This window comes from Planctobacterium sp. R6, from assembly GCF_055755215.1.
This window is the reverse complement of sequence record NZ_JBVTQY010000012.1, coordinates 17927-37463: the sequence shown is the minus strand read 5'-3', so window position 1 is coordinate 37463 and position 19537 is coordinate 17927. Positions and strand designations below refer to the sequence as shown.

At 47.8% G+C, this 19537-nt stretch carries 14 protein-coding genes and 2 tRNA genes; 8 read left to right on the top strand and 8 right to left on the bottom strand.

What is annotated here, in order from left to right:
• Nucleotides 1–2: 2 nt before the first annotated feature.
• From AC0J20_RS09860 to AC0J20_RS09845, 4 genes are all read right to left on the bottom strand, one after another.
• Complete coding sequence (locus AC0J20_RS09860; RefSeq protein WP_473021533.1) at nucleotides 3–3125, bottom strand: methyl-accepting chemotaxis protein; 3123 nt, start codon at nucleotides 3123–3125, stop codon at nucleotides 3–5.
• Between the two features lie 41 nt (nucleotides 3126–3166).
• Nucleotides 3167–3664, bottom strand: a complete 498-nt coding sequence (locus AC0J20_RS09855; RefSeq protein WP_229531048.1) for a chemotaxis protein CheW — start codon at nucleotides 3662–3664, stop codon at nucleotides 3167–3169.
• Nucleotides 3664–5733 (bottom strand): chemotaxis protein CheA, encoded by a 2070-nt coding sequence (locus tag AC0J20_RS09850; RefSeq protein WP_473021532.1) that lies wholly within the window; start codon nucleotides 5731–5733, stop codon nucleotides 3664–3666. Before AC0J20_RS09850 ends, AC0J20_RS09855 begins: the two co-directional genes overlap by 1 nt.
• Before the next feature lie 85 nt (nucleotides 5734–5818).
• Nucleotides 5819–6181 (bottom strand): response regulator, encoded by a 363-nt coding sequence (locus AC0J20_RS09845; RefSeq protein WP_229531046.1) that lies wholly within the window; start codon nucleotides 6179–6181, stop codon nucleotides 5819–5821.
• 264 nt (nucleotides 6182–6445) lie between these two features.
• Between AC0J20_RS09845 and AC0J20_RS09840 the strand changes: the two genes are divergently transcribed.
• The gene (locus AC0J20_RS09840) at nucleotides 6446–7597 is read left to right on the top strand and encodes a response regulator (protein ID WP_473021531.1); all 1152 of its coding nucleotides are present in this window, start codon (nucleotides 6446–6448) and stop codon (nucleotides 7595–7597) included.
• On the opposite strand, the gene AC0J20_RS09835 is transcribed toward AC0J20_RS09840, so the two are convergent.
• The 4 genes from AC0J20_RS09835 to rsgA form a co-directional block, all read right to left on the bottom strand.
• Nucleotides 7594–8301, bottom strand: coding sequence for a glycerophosphodiester phosphodiesterase (locus tag AC0J20_RS09835; RefSeq protein ID WP_473021530.1), 708 nt, complete (start codon nucleotides 8299–8301; stop codon nucleotides 7594–7596). The two genes, AC0J20_RS09840 and AC0J20_RS09835, sit on opposite strands and share 4 nt — an antisense overlap.
• Before the next feature lie 3 nt (nucleotides 8302–8304).
• The gene (locus AC0J20_RS09830; RefSeq protein ID WP_473021529.1) at nucleotides 8305–9183 is read right to left on the bottom strand and encodes a DMT family transporter; all 879 of its coding nucleotides are present in this window, start codon (nucleotides 9181–9183) and stop codon (nucleotides 8305–8307) included.
• 111 nt (nucleotides 9184–9294) lie between these two features.
• Nucleotides 9295–10170 carry an archaetidylserine decarboxylase gene (asd, locus tag AC0J20_RS09825; protein WP_473021588.1) on the bottom strand — a complete coding sequence of 292 codons (876 nt, stop codon included), beginning with the start codon at nucleotides 10168–10170 and terminating at the stop codon, nucleotides 9295–9297.
• 43 nt (nucleotides 10171–10213) lie between these two features.
• Nucleotides 10214–11251: a small ribosomal subunit biogenesis GTPase RsgA gene (rsgA, locus tag AC0J20_RS09820; RefSeq protein WP_473021528.1), complete on the bottom strand. Its 1038-nt coding sequence runs from the start codon at nucleotides 11249–11251 to the stop codon at nucleotides 10214–10216.
• Nucleotides 11252–11406: 155 nt separating this feature from the next.
• Between rsgA and orn the strand changes: the two genes are divergently transcribed.
• From orn to ilvN, 7 genes are all read left to right on the top strand, one after another.
• Nucleotides 11407–11952, top strand: coding sequence for an oligoribonuclease (orn, locus tag AC0J20_RS09815; protein ID WP_473021527.1), 546 nt, complete (start codon nucleotides 11407–11409; stop codon nucleotides 11950–11952).
• A gap of 124 nt (nucleotides 11953–12076) precedes the next feature.
• Nucleotides 12077–12152, top strand: a tRNA-Gly gene (locus tag AC0J20_RS09810).
• A gap of 175 nt (nucleotides 12153–12327) precedes the next feature.
• Nucleotides 12328–12403: transfer RNA gene (locus AC0J20_RS09805), tRNA-Gly, on the top strand.
• A 612-nt stretch (nucleotides 12404–13015) separates the two neighbouring features.
• Nucleotides 13016–16420 carry a TonB-dependent receptor domain-containing protein gene (locus AC0J20_RS09800; protein ID WP_473021526.1) on the top strand — a complete coding sequence of 1135 codons (3405 nt, stop codon included), beginning with the start codon at nucleotides 13016–13018 and terminating at the stop codon, nucleotides 16418–16420.
• 198 nt (nucleotides 16421–16618) lie between these two features.
• The gene (locus AC0J20_RS09795; protein WP_229531039.1) at nucleotides 16619–16999 is read left to right on the top strand and encodes a MaoP family protein; all 381 of its coding nucleotides are present in this window, start codon (nucleotides 16619–16621) and stop codon (nucleotides 16997–16999) included.
• A 201-nt stretch (nucleotides 17000–17200) separates the two neighbouring features.
• On the top strand, nucleotides 17201–18913 hold the full coding sequence (locus tag AC0J20_RS09790; RefSeq protein WP_229531038.1) for an acetolactate synthase 3 large subunit: 1713 nt from the start codon (nucleotides 17201–17203) through the stop codon (nucleotides 18911–18913).
• Complete coding sequence (ilvN, locus tag AC0J20_RS09785) at nucleotides 18914–19411, top strand: acetolactate synthase small subunit (RefSeq protein WP_229531037.1); 498 nt, start codon at nucleotides 18914–18916, stop codon at nucleotides 19409–19411. It begins immediately after the preceding gene.
• Nucleotides 19412–19537 lie beyond the last annotated feature (126 nt).

Genomic DNA, 19537 nt, shown 5'->3' with positions numbered 1-19537 from the left:
GATCAAAACTCTTCCCATTCATCATCTTCTGCCTGAGCTATCACACTGCGTCCGGGTTCAGTTTTTATTGCAGTTTTTGCCACGTCCGGTTTGCGCTCCTGAGCGAATGATGGCTTAGGCACGGGTTTGATTGCAGCATCCGCAACAGGTTTGAAATCGCGGCGCTGTTTGCTGACGGCAGAATCGGATTTTACAGCTTGAGGAACGGCACTTTGGGCCGCTACCGCCTTGTCATCCAGCTGGAAAAACGCCACCTGGGTGACCATTTCATCAACCTGCGTCAACGAGGCCTGTGCCGCCGAAGTCACCTGCTCTGACAGTGCCGCATTTTGCTGGGTGATATCATCCAACTGGGCCACCGCCTGATTAATTTCACCGACACCGGTAGCCTGCTCATTCGTGGCGTTTGCGATGTCATTAATAATATTCGACAGTGAATTGGCGTGCGAAAGAATGTCTTGTAAAGATTTACCACAGCGATTCACCAGGTCGCTGCCGGTATGAACCCGTTCGGAACTGACATCGATCAATTCTTTAATTTCTTTGGCCGATACCGCGGAGCGCTGCGCCAGATTGCGCACCTCATTTGCTACAACGGCAAACCCTCGTCCCTGCTCACCGGCGCGTGCAGCCTCGACCGAGGCATTCAGGGCCAACAGATTGGTCTGAAAGGCAATTTCGTCGATCACACTGATGATCTCAACAATGCGGTTGGAGCTCTCTGTTATCGCCGCCATAGACTGCATGGCTTCGGTGACGATAGATTCGCCGGTACTGGCTTCAGTTTGGGCCCCGATAGCAGCATCATTGGCCACTTTGGCGCTATCGGCAGTGGTGCGAATATTGGACGTTAATTGCTCCAGGCTGGCGGCGGTTTCTTCCAGCGACGACGCCTGCCTTTCTGTTCTTGATGAAAGCTCAAAGTTACCCTGTGATATTTCAGTATTGGCAGATTTGATTTCCTCGGAGGCACTTTTTATCTTATGCACTACCTGACCCAACTTTGTAATTGTTGTGTTGAGCGCACCCGCCACATCAGCAAACATACCGCGATACTGATTATCAATCTGAACCTGCAAATCCCCTTCAGACAACTTGTGTACACAGACACTCAAATCTCGCACAAAATGATTAATGGTCTGAGACAAGTCATTCAATCCTTTTGATATATTCAAGAAGAAACCCTGTTTGCCCTGCGTTGCAATTAATGCCCCCAGATTTCCCTGATTGACATCAGCCACCAGTTTTTCAACTTCCGCTTCGATAATTACCTGCTGCGTTATATCAGCCCACTCCACAACTGTGCCCAGTCGGGTTCCCTCATCGGACAACACCGGCGTTGCGATGAGATTAAAATGCCGAGGCCCAACTGAAATGTTGGTCTGATACGACTCCGTCAGGCGCTCCAGCATTTGTCGTTGATGGGCCGGGTTTTTATGAAAAATATCGATATTTTTCCCCAGGATATGGTTTGCATCAAATGCCGGTAATTCTTTGCGCAAATCCGCGTCGGCTTGCTGGAACATGGCGCGAACACTGTCATTGAGATAAACAACATTGTAGTCCTGGTCCGCTACCATCACGTTGGTGGTTACACTGTCTAACGCCACTTTTATGCGCGCATTTGCAGCGGCAATCAATGCCTGCTGATTTCGTTCGGTAATATCCAGCCACTCCAGGGTGGTCCCCAGGCGATTGCCTTTGGCATCAATGACGGGATTAACAGTCAATTCAAAGTGCAGGGTTCCGAGTTTGATGTCAGAACGGTAGGTGTCCTGTAATTCTGCCAGCAATTTGCGTTGATGCGCAGGATTTTTATGGAAGACATCAATATTCCTGCCTTCCAGCTTGTCGGCATCAAATCCGGCGTCCAGTAACCGAAACGCCTCGACATTGGCGCGCATCATGTGGCGCAAACTATCATTGAGATACAAAATATTCAGGTCATTATCTGCCAGCATGACATTGGTGCTGACATTGTCCAAAGCCACCTTCATTCGGGCATTGACCATTTCTTGCTGCTGTTGCTGTTTCAATAAGGTTAAATCCGCCCATTCCACAGAAGTACCGAGCCGCTCGCCCTGTTCATTGAAAATCGGATTAACTACCAGACTGAATGTCAGCTCCTGCACTGCGATTTCTGACTGGAATTCACCTTGCAGATCATCCAGTACGGCACGTTGATGCGCCGGATTGCGGTGAAACATATCGATGTTGGTTCCGATCAGTGTCGCGCAACTAAAGTCCGGGAAAACGCCTTTGAATTTATCTTCATTAGCTTTAAACATGGCCTGCAAGGTGCGGTTTATAAACACGATATTGTAATCGGCATCGGCCAACATGATGTTGGTAGACACGGTGTCCAGCGCCGAGGTTTTGCGCAGCATAAATTCCGCGCTGAGACGCTGTTGTTCCGCTTCGCTGACGTCCTGCCAAAGTAATGTGACACCCGATACCATGGGTTGGTCATGATTAAGCGATTTCAGTTGTACATTGAACTGACGATCAGCAAGACGCAGCACAATATTTTGCACCTGGGCGCGTTGGTTTAATGCAGATTTTAAGGCGCCATCGGCAATCAGGGTCTCCAGTTTCTGCCCTTTTAGCTGTGCAGGTTGGCGCACATTGAGCACCTTGAGATTGACCAGGCATTGAAAAAGACTGTCAGACATCAACTGTATTTCAGCCTCATTATTGAGCACCATAATGAGAGCGTTGCTGTGCAGTAATGCGGCATCCGTCAACAGTTGTTGGGCCTGACAGTGATCCAGTTCGCGCTTTACAGCGCTGTGCTGTGCGCTAATGTCATCGGCGAGCGCTTCAATCTGAGCATCGATCAACGCCAACTCACCGCTGTGAGGCGAAGGACTTTGCAGGGAAGTATAGTTTTGCACCCGCCAAGCGTGGCTGAATTCAGTCAGTTGGGCGCGGCAATGTTCAATAGCATTTTGCACGTTTTGGTGGCTGAATTTAAAGCTTAGCGCCATGAGCAATGCGGCCAGAGCAGACAATCCTGCCGCCCATAACAAGAACGGCGACTCAGGTGCCACTTGCCAGAATAAATACAAATTGATTGCCAATACGATGATAATCAAAATGCCCGTTAGTCTGGTATGATTGTTCATGCTTTCTGCCCCTAAACCGGTTCACTGTATCCGTGAGCCCACTAAATATCCAAATCGAGTAACGTATCAACGTTAAGTAAAATCACCATTTTTTCACCGTCATCAGCGATACCTGAGACATACGCCTGGTCAATGGTTAAATCAAAGTCCGCCGACAGCTGTGCGTTGTCGGTATCGGTTTGAATGACCTCAGATATCGCATCCACTACAATACCGATAGTTTTATTGCCTTCGTTTAGCACCACATCCATGATCAGCGTGACCGTTTCTGCGTCATAGTCGCGATAATCCAGCCCCAGTCGTAAACGCAAATCGACAATGGGAACGATAGCCCCTCTGAGATTTATCAGGCCATTGACATAAGCCGGCGAATAAGGAATACGGGTAGATGCCTGCCAGACCCGGATTTCCTGCACCCGCAGTATATCTACCGCATAATCCAGCCCGGCCAGTTTAAAACTTAACCATTCCGCCTTTGGCACATCTTGTTCGTCCAGATCCTCAAGTTCCTTTACATCCGTTGCTTCAATAGCTGTCATCAGTGCATCCTCACTCTGGATATAATGGCGCCAACATCTATGATTAACGCCACTGAACCATCCCCTAAAATGGTGGCCCCTGACAAGCCCTGGACTTTGGCATAATTCGCTTCCAAGGATTTCACCACCACCTGTTGATGATTGTTCAGCTCACTCACTAAAATACCGCATTGCTTACCATCACTTTCCACCACCACCACTAACCCCGTTTCGACCAGTTGTTGATGATCTACCTGACAACCAAACAACGCTGCAAGATTAAGGATAGGGATAAAGTTACCGCGCCATTTGAATGAAACATCGCGGTTGCCGACTTTATTTATGTCCTCGGGTTTCAGCTGAATACTCTCAATGATAGAAAGCATCGGGATAATGTAAGTTTCCTGGCCCACCTTGAGTAACTGGCCATCGAGAATCGCCAGAGTGAGCGGCAGGCGGATAGTGAAGGTGGTGCCTTCGTCGGCTATTGACCGGACATCGATGGTACCGCCCAATGCCCTGATATTGCGTTTCACGACATCCATGCCCACACCTCTGCCCGATAGATCGGTTACCGCCTCTGCAGTGGAAAAACCGGGCGCAAAGATAAGTTCGTGAATCGCCTGCTCGGTGAGATTGGCATTGGCTTTGATCACGCCTTTTTCAATGGCTTTTGCCTTGATCCGTTCGGTATTCAACCCGGCACCATCGTCGGCGATTTCAATAATGATATTACCCACCTGGTGGAACGCTTTTAAAGTGACCGTGCCGGTTTCCGGTTTACCCTTCGCCAGCCTGGTGGACCTGTCTTCTAAACCGTGGTCGACACTGTTTCTCACCAGGTGTACCAGTGGGTCGTTCAGCTCTTCGATAACCGTTTTATCGACTTCGGTGTTTTCCCCGATGATTTGCACGGCAATTGATTTATCCAGTTGCTTCGACAAATCCCGTACCATGCGCGGAAAACGACTGAAACAAAAGTCGATGGGTAACATGCGAATCCGCATCACCCCTTCCTGTAAATCACGCGTATGGCGTTCTAACTGCGATAAGCCTTCTGACAGACGTTCAAATTGCGGGTATTTTTCTTCATCGCCATAAATGCTGAGCATAGATTGAGTTATCACTAACTCACCCAGCAGGTTGATCAGGCTGTCGATTTTTTCCAGATCCACTCTGATGGACTGAGCCGCTCTTTTGGCTTTGCTTTTTGCAGGAACAGATGCATCTTGCGGTTGCGGATTTTCCGGTTGAGCCAACTCCTGTTCGGTCGCTGATACAGGCGGAGATGGTTCTTCAGTTGGGGGAATTACTGGTTCAGGAATGACCGGCGCGGGACTGGCCACGTCTTCAGGGGTATTTATAGGAGTGAACTGAAACTCAGCTTCATCTTCAATCCACATAAAGACATCTTTAAGGTCTTCTTCTGAGACGGAATTTTCCGACTTTAGCGATATTTGCCACAGACAGTAAATATGCGTGGGGTCAAGCTGTTCGAAATCCGGAATAGCACTGGTTTTACAGGTAACGCTGATGTCACCCAACTCGGCTAACTCATCAATATAACGCAGCGGATCATTACCGGTCATCATAATGCCGGGGTCCGGAGCAAACTCTATCAGCCATTCACTTCCCGCCGGGCCAGCGGGAACGTCCGAGGTCTCGGGACTGTTTGCTGCCACCATCTGGCCTGAACTGGGTGGCGCCAGCAAATGCTCCAGCTCAGTTTTAACACGTTGCATTCCAGCCAGGTTGATGGCGTCATCAAACTGGTAATGCGCCACCAAATTGCGCAAGACATCCAGCGATGAAAACAAACAATCCAGAATGTCCTGACTTATGCGCAATTGGCCGGAACGCACTTTATCCAGTAACGTTTCCATGACATGGGTAAACCCTGTCAGGCTGCCCATACCAAAGGTGGCGCTGCCCCCTTTTAAGGAGTGTGCAGAACGAAATATGTCATTGATGGTTTCAGCATCCATCGTTGATGCATCATCCACGTCCAACAAATTGCGCTCTATGGCATCAATCGCCTCTGCACTTTCGTCAAAAAAGACTGCTCTGAATCTTTCTAGCGGATCACTCATGGTACCGTCCAATCTGGAATATCAGTAAAATCACCCGAACAAAATTTGCACTATTAACAGGCACAGCCGGGACAAATTGCCCTGGCTATTTCAAGACTTTATTTACCACCGCAACTAATTTTTGCGGATCAAAGGGCTTCACAATCCAGCCGGTTGCGCCGGCGGCTTTGCCTTCCTGCTTTTTTTCAAGCCCGGACTCAGTGGTTAGCATCAGGATGGGGGTAAAGCGATAATTGTCAGCTTTGCGCAATGCACTGATAAATTGGATACCGTCCATGATCGGCATATTGACGTCAGAAATCACCAAATCAAAGTTATCTCCCATCGCTTTATCAAGCCCTTCCTGCCCGTTAACGGCCTCGGTTACATCAAACCCCTGCGCTTTCAACGTAAAGGCCACCATGGCCCGCATTGAGGCGGAATCATCAACCGTTAAAATTTTTTTCATCGTCTCTATTTCCTTAAGTCATTAACTGTTGCGGTTATTCTCACTGACCTGATTGCTGGCAACCGACCGCAAATTTTTTATTCAGAAACATTTTATTTCTTGGCGTGATAGCTAACTTCTACTATTTTCAAAGAGTACGCAATACGACTTTTGTTTGATTTTGGTAACAAGTGTAGTTAATAAATTTAATTATGCTTAATCTTGAACCTTACCAACATTGACTATTTTTTTAACCGGATGATACCTAACCGTACAGGGATTACTGTGAAATATAATGTACTGATCGCCGATGATGATGAACATCTTAGAGACTTGCTTAAAATGATGTTTCAGGACAGCTTTGCACTTCAGTTTGCAGAGCTGGCCGAAGAAGCCTTTCAACTTATCAACCAAACCCAATTTCAGTTCATCATTCTCGATATCCATTTACCCGACAAATCCGGCCTGGATGTCTGTCGACAAATCAATACCCTGCCGGAAGACAGCCGACCGCAGGTGGTTATTTTAAGTGGTGACAGCGATGATGCGACGGTCAAGGAGGCCTACGAGTTAGGGGTTGGTGACTATATTTGTAAACCCTTTAATGTCACTGCATTTCACGAACGTTTACTGCGTTTTTCAGCAGATTTGGAGAAGATCGCGGCTCTGGAACAGCAGGATGCGAATATTCACAGTGTTACAGAAACCGTGATGAAACAGGCGGCCTCCTATGGTAACGCACTGGAACTGGTGTCTAAATTAAACTCCTGTCACGATGCCCGGACCCTGTGTAACACGGTCTTGCAAAATCTGTTGCATCAGGGCTTCCACTGCGCCATCCAGGTGCGCTCGCAAGATGAATCACTGGCGATAGACGTGGATGTGACTGAATGCAGTGAAATTGAACTACAGATATTCGACCTGCTGAAATCCAAAGGGCGAATTTACAATTTCAGAAAGCGCTGCATTTTTAATGATGAGCATGTCTCTATTCTGGTTAAAAACATGCCGCACGAAGGCACCCAGAGCTATGACTCCATCTTAGATGTGGCCGCCAAACTGATACCTGCCATCAATGCCCGATATATTTCAATTTGCGAACATCGCTCCCTGGTGGCAGCAAAAAATGCCCTGACTCACACTTTGTCAGTGCTGTCAGAGGGTGTGGAACAAATGGAAGGCGAAAAACGCAAGCTGCTGGAAAACATCGAAATGCACATTGGACTGTCGTTTCATCAACTGGATTTAAATGAAGACCAGGAAGCCTTTTTCCTCAATCTGATCGAGCGGGAAATTCGCTCCCGGGAAGAGAGCAACAAACTGGATACCATTCAGCAGATGATTGCCGGTTGCGTGGATTCCATTCAAATACTGGAGCCGGAGGAGCAAGACAGTGGTCAGACCGACTCCCTCCAGGATGATATCGAGTTGTTTTAATACTCTGCGCAAGGCAGCCTGTCGGCTTGCAGAAAAGCACGGGCTTGCTGTGGGTAATTGGTAAACACACCATCCACTTTTAATTCACGGAGCCACACCAGCTCTGACAAGCGGTCAACCGTATATACATAAACCTCCAGCCCCAGATTATGGGCCAGATTGACATCCTCTGCGCGCAGGCAATTGATATCAAAGTGGATTGAAAACGCCTCCAGCGCATTGCAGGTAAACGCCATATCCAGCGGACTGGATGCCGTCAGCACCCCTAATTCATAACGCGTTGCCCGGCTGCCGATATCTGCCAGATAATGGTGATTAAAGGACGAAATTAAAATAGAACCCGGCACCATTTCCTCGCCAACCGCCTCATCGATAACCCTGATCAAGGCATCCGTATCCTGGATAGTTTTCAGTTCGATATTGACATTGACACGGGCGGCGATGGTGTTCAAAGCTTCGGATAAGGTAGGGATTTTTTGTCCGTGTGGCAACTGCACCTGCTGCATATGCACTTTGCTCTGTTGCCACAGCAAGGTATCTGCAAACAAAGGCAATACTCTGTCGTGCCACACATAAAACTCATCTTCCACCTGATAGACATCCAATTCGATTCCATCAGCCTGTTGCACAATGGCATTTTCAAATGCCATTAAGGTGTTTTCAGGGAACTCGCCACTGGCTCCCCGGTGGGCCCAGATTTTCATGGTTTAACTGTCCTGCTGACTGCTGTGTAATTTCTGCGCATTAATAGTTTCATACACGGCAGCGGAAATCACCAACAATCCACCAATCAGGGTTTGCCAGTCGGGTTTCTCATGCAACAGTACATAGGCAAAACCAACGCCATACAAGGGTTGCGCACAGGCAATTAAGGAGAAGGTTTTAGCCCGCAGGTGTTTCAGGCTTGAGGCGATCAGCGCGTGGGGTAAAGCCGTGAAAATACTACCTAATAACACCAGATAAACAGCCGTCTGCGCCGACATCTGCATGATCTGATCCGATGTAAACAACACCAGGCACAAAATAATCACCAGGGTTTGCAGTGCCATCGCATGGGCACCACTGTAGTGGGAAAAGTAGCGACGATGAATCAAATTGCGCAGTGAATACAGCAATGCCGAAGCGATACCCACCACAATGCCCAGGGTCACATCGTTTTGCAGTGAGACATCGGGCACAATTAACGCAATACCGATCAACACGACGACCGCACTGATAACGTCTTGCCAAACCAGTTTAATCTTCTCGAAAAATGGCTCCAGGAATACCGTGATCACCGGAAAGGTGAACATGGCAATCATACCCACCGCTACAGAGGAATACTGCATGGCTGCAAAATAGGTTACCCAGTGCAGCGCCATAATAACCCCAAGCAGGACGCCAATAGCCAGGTCTTTGTAGCTAAACAGGCGCAACGACTTACCGCTAATTTTGAGTAACAGTAACAAACAGGCGCAGGCCACCACCGACCTGCCAAAGGTAATATCCAACGCAGAGAGGGGAATAATCTTGGAAAACAGTGCAGTTACGCCTAATAAGACAACTGCCAGGTGCAAAGACCACAAACTTTTTTGCACATCTTCCATGCTTTAAAATAACTCCAGGAAAAACACCGCGCTATTATCTAACATTCAAAGGGGCTGATTGAGACCAAATACGCATTTCTTATATTTTGACCACAAGATGCCCCCGGATTGCTACGCTTCGGCGGGGGTTCCTGACACTTTTCCGCATTTTTGCCCTAAACGGGTAACATCACCGGCCTGAAAATCATCGAAGTCGATAGCCGATTTCTCAAAACACATCACTACGGTGGAACCCAGTTTAAAACGTCCCATCTCGTCGCCCTTTTTAAACTGCAGCGCAGTCGCGTTTTGTTCCGAGTAGTGCCAGCTGCGCACCTTCCTGCCTGCCGGTGGTGTTACCGTGCCCGCCCAGACAGTTTCGATACTGGCAACAATAGTGGCCCCCACTAAAACCATTGCCATTTTGCCTTGCGCAGTATTAAAAATCGCCACGACACGTTCGTTGCGGGCAAACAGACCTGGGACATTTTCAGCGGTCAGAGGATTGACCGAGAACAAATCACCAGGCACATACACCATGCTTTCCAGCGTGGCATCCATCGGCATATGAATACGGTGATAATCCTTCGGCGACAGGTAGATTGTCATAAAATCCCCATCAATAAAGGATTCGGCCATTTGCTGATCCCCGCCCAGTAACGCCGTCACACTGTAATTGTGTCCTTTGGCCTGAAATATCTGATCTTTTGCAATCGGCCCCATCTGACTAATGGCGCCGTCCACCGGAAAGATCATCGCATCGGGCTCTGCGCAAACCGGTCTGATACCGGCTTTTAACGGACGGGTAAAAAAGGCGTTGAAGGTTTCATAATCCCGGGGATCGGATTTTTCCGCTTCCGACATATCCACCTGAAATTGTTTAATAAAAACCTTGATCAAAGACGTAGTAATAACCCCCAAACGGGCGGCAGCCAGGTATCCCACCAGACGCGATACCAGATGCTTGGGAAAACAATATTGCAGTGACACCTTTAAGTTATCAGACAGCACCGTAAAATCCTTAAATGTTGAAAACGGTGCGAATAGTACCTTATTTTCTGTCTACTGTTGAGTGAGAAGGTCGCTGCTCTGCCATAGTTTTTAAGATGCTGTGATAATTATCAAATCGCTGCTGATTAATTTTGCCCTGCTCCACAGCTTCCCGCAGCAAACAGCCAGGATCGTCAAGATGTTTGCAATCCCTGAATTTACAGCCGCCCAGGTATTCGCGAAACTCGCGAAAGCACCAGGTTACGCGTTCTTCGGGCAGATGCCATAGGGCAAACTCGCGCACTCCGGGGGAATCGATTAACTGTCCACCTTTTCGGAACTTCAGTAATTTTGCACTGGTGGTGGTATGTTGCCCCAGCCCGCTCATTTCTGAAATATCGCCTATCTGTTCTTCGGCCTCCGGCAACAGCGCATTCACCAGGCTGGATTTCCCTACGCCCGACTGCCCCACAAAAATACTCACTTTTTTATCCAGCAATGCTTCAAGTTCATCCACGCCCTGGGCGGTTTTACAGCTGAGTAAGATCACCTGATAACCAATTTCCCGATAGAGGGTGGTCAGGTTTTCCACTTCTTCTGTGGTCTGTTCATCCGCCAAATCAATCTTATTGATTAGCACCACCGGCTCAATACCAACATCTTCTGAGGCCACCAGATAACGATCGATTATATTGGCGGACAATGCCGGTTTTAACGAACTGACAATTAAAATCTGATCTATATTTGCGGCAACGGGCTTAACACCATCGTAAAAATCAGGACGAGATAACAAAGACTTTCTTTCGGATACGGCCTCAATAACTCCCCTGATGGCAGATCCAGAATCCTTGCTACGCCGAAACAACACCTCGTCACCACATACCACGCTGTCGATCGTGCGACGAATGTGGCAGCGGGTCACTTCCCCGTTATTATCTCTGACATCGGCATGTTGTCCGAATCGCCCAACCACCACGCCGGGTTCTTCTTCCTGCAGGGAATCGTCTTGCGGTAAAGCCTCAGCTTTATTCAGTTTTTTCGACAAATTTTTACCAACCTGGCGCTTTTGTCTGTGTGTCAGTTTATTTCTTTTTGCCACTTTGCTGCTAAATTAAGTATAGTAAACGGGTATTTGCTTTATCATATAAGCAAAACTGGGTTTGAATTTAGTTGTCACAATCAACATAGTACCGATTGCATTTAGGGAAAGACACCATAAATTGCAGTAATTGTGTGAATCTTGGCGGGTAGTGCATGTCATATAGCGAAAATAATTTAGTCTGGATGGATCTGGAAATGACGGGGTTAGATCCTGACATCTGCAAGGTATTGGAAATTGCCACTATCGTGACAGACTCACAGCTCAATGTGATTGCAGAAGGGCCAGTTATGGCCATCCATCAATCCAATGAATTGCTGGACGGCATGGACGAGTGGTGTGTAAAAACCCACGGTGAATCCGGCCTGACAGAACGTTGCCGCCAAAGTGATATCAGCGAAGACATTGCGGTACAACGCACCATTGAATTCTTAAGTCAGTACGTGCCAGAAGGGGTTTCACCTTTATGCGGCAACAGCATCAGTCAGGACCGACGCTTCTTACAAAAGCATATGATTGAACTGGAAAAGTTCTTTCACTATCGCATTATCGACGTCAGCAGCGTAAAAGAGCTGGTCAGACGCTGGAAGCCCGAAGTACTGAACGGATTCCACAAAAAAGGCACGCACCTCGCCATAGATGACATTCGCGAATCTATTGCAGAACTGCAATATTACCGCCAGCACATTTTTAACATCTGACGTTTATTCAATCAGTAATAACAGTTTTTTTCGAATTATTGTCACAAAGCACTTGCACACCCCTATTTTTTTTGTACAATGCGCACCCGCTTTTGAAGGAAAGCGGTTGATGTAAAATGGTTACGCGGGAATAGCTCAGCTGGTAGAGCACAACCTTGCCAAGGTTGGGGTCGCGAGTTCGAATCTCGTTTCCCGCTCCAATTTTCATCTGAAACCGTACCAAATACGCGGGACCAATTTGTCAGGAACAAATTGGAACAGCCGACAAGCTGGCCCGAAGGGCAAACTACAGGAAGTAGTTTGTAATAGCGAAGCGAAAACGCTCCGCCGCAAATCGAATCAGTCCAGAATCGATTTTAAAGGAAGTCTCAATACGCGGGAATAGCTCAGCTGGTAGAGCACAACCTTGCCAAGGTTGGGGTCGCGAGTTCGAATCTCGTTTCCCGCTCCAAATTCTCTTTTTTCACTCCAATTCTAAATCGACACAGGATAAGCCCTGCAACGCCTAAAAACCGTTTTTTAAGCAACACGGTTAACAATTAACTGTCACCCGGGCGTGCCGGATCACATTTTCGCCTTTTCGCTTAATTAGTCAAACCATCAAAATAAGCATCTGCTTTCACATCTGGTAACAAATTAGCAAGACATTCAGTCAAAATTTAAAATAAATGACAAAAAATTTGAATAATTGACGAAATGCATAATTATTTAATATACGGGTTCACTAATTTAGCGCACAGAGCACCATTGTGATGCAACCGCTATCAGGCAAGGCGTTTGAAAACAGCACGGCATTAATCCAACGTTCCATTTTGGTGCAGGGCAATATTTGCCATGAATAATCCTTCATCAAATCCCGGCACAAACAGAATAAATATTCGAATAATTCCCCATATACGCAATAAACACACTAATTCTGGACTTGATCAAGGCCCCAAAAATGCTAATTATCCTTTAGTGGGAATAAAGAAACTTAAAATAACAACAATAAGAATAACGCAGCATTTGTAACAAAATGTTGCTTTTAGCAATTGAAGACACGACACACTCTCAGGAGCACACCATGAAAAAATTTGCCTTGTCCCGGCTAAATACCGCCATTGTGAAAGGGCTATGCTATAGCTCAATGGCAGCAACCCTGGCGATAGCCCCCAACGCCCTTGCCCAGGAAGAAGAAAACGACGAAATCGCCAGTGTAGAACGCGTGATGGTGACAGGTTCACGTATAGCACGCGATCCTAACCTGGCCAGCCCTTCACCGGTGCAGGCAATTGACGGCAAAGATATCCGTAACTCCGGTGAATTCTCTATCACCGATGTAGTCAATGACATTCCGGCACTATTTAGCTCCACCAATTCAGAAAGTGGTAATGATGGCGATACCGCCTTCGAAGAAGGGGCAAATATTCTGAACCTGCGAGGTTTGGGCTCCAGAAGAACATTAGTCTTAGTGAACGGACGGCGCCATGTTGGTGGTTCCGGAGGAAGCGCAGCGGTAGACGTTGGCTCCATCCCTACCAAATTAGTGGACAGCGTTGAAGTACTGACCGGCGGCGCGTCGGCTATCTACGGTGCAGACGCGGTAACCGGTGTTGTAAACTTTATACTGAAAAAGGATTTTGAAGGTTTCGACTTCGACGTGCAGCAAGGTATCTCTTCAGAGGGCGATTCAGAACAACTGCAACTTTCAGCAACCTATGGCCTTAATTTCGATAACGATAAGGGTAATGTCGCAATCAATGTAGAATATGCCGACAGTCAAGGCTTAAGAGCCAAAGAACGTGACAATGGCGTATTTGTGGGCTCAGGACGAGACTGGGGAAATCCGGCAAAAAGATTTCAGATTGGCCAGATAGATGCTGCCACTATGCCAAATTTCGCCCAGTTTTATAATCCGAACAACGGCTTTGTTAATTATGGCCACGCCATTCCCTCTGCTGAAGACTTTATCGACTTTTATTCAAATTTATATGGCAGCGCTCCCAACCTGACCGATGCAGAAATGGCATTGATAGCCGCAGCGGCGGCGGCTCCCAGCCGCGCAATTTTACCGGGGCGTACCTTCCCCTTCACTTCGGGTTATGGCTATATTGTGCCAGGAAACGGTAATACCTTTGCAGGCTTTGACGAATTTACCAACGTTGACCTGAACAACAATGGTGTACCGGACTGCCTTGATACCTGGTCTGGATTTAACAGTTCCAACACAGCTTATGACGCCCCGCTCGGTGACAGTTTTGGTAACATTGGTGGTTGTTGGGTGGTGGACCCCAATGGATCATATCGCGTGATTCAGGATGGTCTGGTAGCCGGTGGCTCGGGAACAGAAGGTTTTGGTGGCGATTCATTCAATACCATACAGCAGTTCGACAGTTTCCTGTTGACCCCAGAAGAAAAAATTAACGTTAACCTGATAGGAAATTATGAGCTGGGTTCTTCATCAGAGCTCACCTGGGAATTGAAACATGCCCATCAGGAAACACAAAGTACCACGCAACCCACTTCTTTCTGGGATCTGTTGCGCGGCGCGCCGGACAACCCGTTTTTGCCGGAATTCATTCGTCCTGTCGCTCAGGAAATTGGCGGTGTGGCAATTACTATCGATCCCATCGGTATAGGGTCCGGTATTCAGACCCATGAGAGAACAACAACCCGTGCAGTACTGGGAATCAATGGTGAATTTGAGAACGGCTGGACTTATGACGCCAGTATCGTTTGGGGTAAATTTGAACGCGAAAGTGAAATAGAAAATGCAGTTATCGTGGACCGTTTCATGGCGGCGATTGATGCTGTAACCGATCCGACTACCGGGGATGCCACATGCCGTGTCAATGTCGATGCCGACGCCCCAGCTCAGGGCACGCCGTTTAATATTCCGGACTATGACCCAGGCTACTACACCTTTACACCAGGCGATGGCAGTTGTGTACCGTTAAACATCTGGGCAGGAGCCAGTGGTATCACGCAGGGCGCAGTAGACTGGTTAACCACTACCGAGCGCGACATGATTGAACTGGAACAAACCGTTTATTCGGCATCAATCTCCGGTGATTTATCCGACTGGTTCGAGTTACCGGCTGGCCCAGTCGTATTCGCTGCGGGTGCTGAATACCGCGAAGAAGAATCATCTGTAAGTTATGATGACTGGCAATTGGGTAACCTGCCTGCAGGTAACCCCTATGGCACAGGAGTGAATGTTTCTGAGGTATCAGGCAACACCAAACTCACCTTCCGCCCGAAAACAACTACCCGCAATGAAGTCGGTGAATACGACGTTTACGACCTTTTCATGGAAGTTTCGGTTCCGCTACTGGAAGGTAAAACCTTTGCCGAGGAACTGACCGTTGACGCCGCGATACGCTATTCCGATTATTCCACCATTGGCTCTTCCAGTACCTGGAAAACCAACTTGCGCTGGGCTCCCTATGAAGATTTAACCTTCCGTGTCAGTATTTCTGAAGCGGTGCGTGCGCCTAACATTACCGAACTCTATGGGCCTGAAATTGGTACCACCTTCCGCCCTGCCGATCCCTGCGCCAGAGCACAAATTGACGCACTGCGCGAAGGTGGACAAACGACCCTGGCAGACCAGACACAAGCCAACTGTGTCACCTACTTTAATGGCATTGGACTGGACCCTTTCGATGACGAAGGCAATTATACCTTTGACGATCCGTTATCAGCGGCGTTCGGTGGTGTAACCGGGGGTAATGAAGAATTGCAGGAAGAAACGGCAGACACCAAGACCATCGGTTTTGTGTTCCGTCCGGAATTTCTGGATGGGTTCAATATGACTTTTGACTATTGGAGTATCGAAATAGAAGATGCGATTTCCGAAGTGAGCGGAGACGACATTGCCAGAGGCTGTTTTGAAGGTCCTGCACTGAATCAAAATTTCTGTGAGTTACTGGGCAGAAACGATGACGAAAATTCCATATTCTTTGGTGGCTTTAACTTTATGAGAGCCACATCGATTAACTTCGCCAAGTTGGAAACCGACGGCTACGACTTTTCATTCGGCTATGACTTCACCTACGGTGAGCATGAATTTGATCTGACCCTGGCTGGAACCAAGGTGAATGAACTGAATCAGTTCAACGATCCGCTCAATCCAGAGGCAGTAGATGTGGAGCTGGGGGAAGTACAACGTCCTGAGTGGGCAGGTAACTTTAACCTGGAATGGACCACAGGAGATCTGACAGTGGGTTGGCAAACCCAGTATCAGGGCGAGCAGTTAGTTAACTTTGTGGAAATCGACACAGCAATGTCTCGTTATGGCAGCGCCGTGTTTATGGATGAAGTTTACCTGCATGACGTAAACTTCTCCTATCAGTTAAGCGATGAGCTATTGGTTTACGGCGGGGTTAACAACCTGACGGATGAAGAACCTTTTATTACCTCATATGCGACACCTGTCAGCATCAGAGGTCGGTACTTCTTCCTGGGATTAAACTTCAGCATTGAGTAATTAAAATCACCTCGATTAACAATCAAAGCCCCGCCCAATCCGGCGGGGCTTTTTGTTTAGATACAAACCATTCTGCATCGCTTTAAACTGTCAAAAAAAGTTCTAAAAAAAAGCCCCTTTTGGGGTTTGACTCTTGCCCGTTTTCGGCCTAAAAATTCACTGTACTTTGACAATATATATTTATCAGGAATTTGCATTATGGCTAAGGCAACCCGTTCTGATTTATTAACTCGCGCATACCATGATCCGAAGAATTACCCCTACGGCTTTTCCCGCTCCGGCGATTTCTCTATCTCTGAAGCGAAAGCCCTGAGTCACTATGGTACGCTGATAAACGCGTTGCTTTCCGGCTCGTTAAATCCGGAGAACGATGAAGATTTCAATCTGATTGCGGTGGCCAGCGGCCAAAAAGAACCCGCGAATACCACAGAAAAAGCCTGGGTTAAATATATGGCTCGCATTGGTCGGCCTCGCACGGCCAGTATTTATGGCAAGCGGGCCAATGTGGAAGACAATGATGAAGATAGCGTTAGTCTGGGCGCCGATGAGGACATCGACATCGACACTAACGAAGAATAACCAGCCTAACTTTCATCAAAAGCTTAGGACCACAGCCTAAAATTTAGGATTACAAAGGGGTGAAATAGGACATTCATCCCATTTATACTGAATATTAGGATACAAATCTCACTTTTATTCCTTTCCAGGTTTCTTATTCAAACTCAGTCCCGTAAGATCCGCCCAAACCCTAAATAATTACCTTATCAGGAGAGAGTATCCGTGGAAATGATGTCCGGTGCCGAGATGGTCGTAAGGGCACTAAAAGATGTTGGTGTTGAATATGTTTTTGGTTACCCAGGTGGTGCCGTACTTGACATATATGACGCCCTCTTTGCTCAGGACGATGTTAAACACATTCTGGTTCGCCACGAGCAGGCTGCTGCTCACATGGCCGACGGTTATGCCCGTTCAACAGGAAAAACCGGTACCGTACTGGTTACTTCCGGTCCGGGTGCCACCAATACCATTACCGGTATTGCGACGGCCTACATGGACTCCATCCCCATGGTGGTGCTGTCCGGTCAGGTTCCTTCGCAGCATATTGGTGAAGATGCGTTCCAGGAAACAGATATGGTGGGCTGTTCTCGTCCCATCGTGAAACACAGCTTCCTGGTAAAAAAAGCGGAAGATATTCCGGTAGCGATCGCCAAAGCCTATTACATTGCGAATTCTGGTCGTCCTGGTCCGGTGGTTATCGATTTGCCAAAAGACATCGTCAATATTCAGGAATCTCACCCGTACGAATACCCTGAAGATTTCTCAATTCGCTCCTATAACCCCACAGAAAAAGGGCACAACAAGCAGATCAAAAAAGCGGTTGAAGCCATTAAAGCGGCAAAACGCCCGGTGGTTTACGCCGGTGGTGGTGCCCTGGGGGCCAGCAGAAAACTGATCAAACTGGCCGAAATGCTCAATGCCCCGGTAACGAATACCCTGATGGGCCTGGGCGCGTTCCCAGGCACCCATGAACAATTTGTAGGTATGTTAGGCATGCACGGCACCCTGGAAGCCAACAAGACCATGCACAACGCCGATTGCATTATTGCACTGGGTGCCCGTTTTGATGACCGGGTTACCAATAATGTTGAGAAATTCTGCCCTTACGCCAGAATTGTGCATGTGGATATAGATCCCACCTCTATTTCGAAAACGGTCAACGCCCATATTCCCATTGTCGGTGCGGTAGACAAAGTCCTGAGTCAGTTTTTTGATCACCTCAAAGACATTGACCAGGACACGCAAAAAGAGAAATTGCAGGATTGGTGGAAACAGATACGCCAGTGGCAATCCAGAAAGTGCCTGAACTACGCCACCGCTTCCGAGGTAATTAAACCCCAGGAAGTCATTCAGTCTTTGTATAAGCATACCGATGGCAAAGCTTATGTCAGTTCCGATGTGGGCCAGCATCAGATGTTTGCCGCCCTGTATTACCCCTTTGATAAACCACGCCAGTGGATTAATTCCGGCGGTTTGGGCACCATGGGGTTTGGTTTGCCAGCGGCAATGGGCGTGCAGTTTGCACACCCTGATGCCATATCCGCCGTGGTAACCGGTGATGGCAGTATCCAGATGAATATTCAGGAGCTATCTACCTGTCTGCAATATAATTTGCCCATCAAGATCATTTCTCTGAACAATCGCGCGTTGGGCATGGTGCGTCAATGGCAGGACATGATTTACAAAGGGCGTCATTCTCATTCTTACATGGAATCAATGCCGGATTTTGTGAAGCTTGCCGAAGCCTATGGCCACGTAGGTATGCGCGTAGACCACCCCAGTGAACTGGACGATGCCATGGCACGCTGTATGGCCATCAAAGACAAACTGGTGTTTATGGACATTCGGGTGGACCAAAACGAGCACGTATACCCCATGCAAATTAAATTCGGTGCCATGGATGACATGCGCTTGAGCAAAACGGAGCGTACCTAAATGAGACGTATAATTTCGGTATTATTGGAAAACGAACCCGGCGCGCTATCCCGCATTGTAGGCCTGTTCTCACAGCGTGGATTCAATGTTGACTCCTTATGTGTCACCACCACCACGGATCCAACGCTGTCCAGGATCACTATCACCACCCATGGCGATGACAAAGTGATCGAGCAGATCACCAAGCAAATCAATAAACTGGTGGATGTATTTAAGGTCATGGACCTGACAGAGGGCAGCCATCTGGAACGGGAGTTAATGTTGATCAAGGTGGCCACACCCAACGAACACATTCGCGCAGAAGTAAAGCGTATGGCAGATATCTTTCGTGGCAACATCGTCGATGTCAGCGCCCGTAACTATACCATTCAGTTAACGGGCCCCAGTGACAAGCTGGATGCCTTTATTACCACAGCCACTGAACTTACCGATGTGTTAGAAGCAGCCCGCACCGGGGTTTGTGGTCTGTCACGCGGCGACAAAGCGCTGAAAATCTGATTTATGAGGGGGATTGTCCCCTCATACCTTCCTCTGCCAGCAGGCATATATCACAAATATTCGTAACAGGCTTGTAAACAGACATCAATTTCAGCGCGTTTTAGGATGTTTATCCTAACAATTACC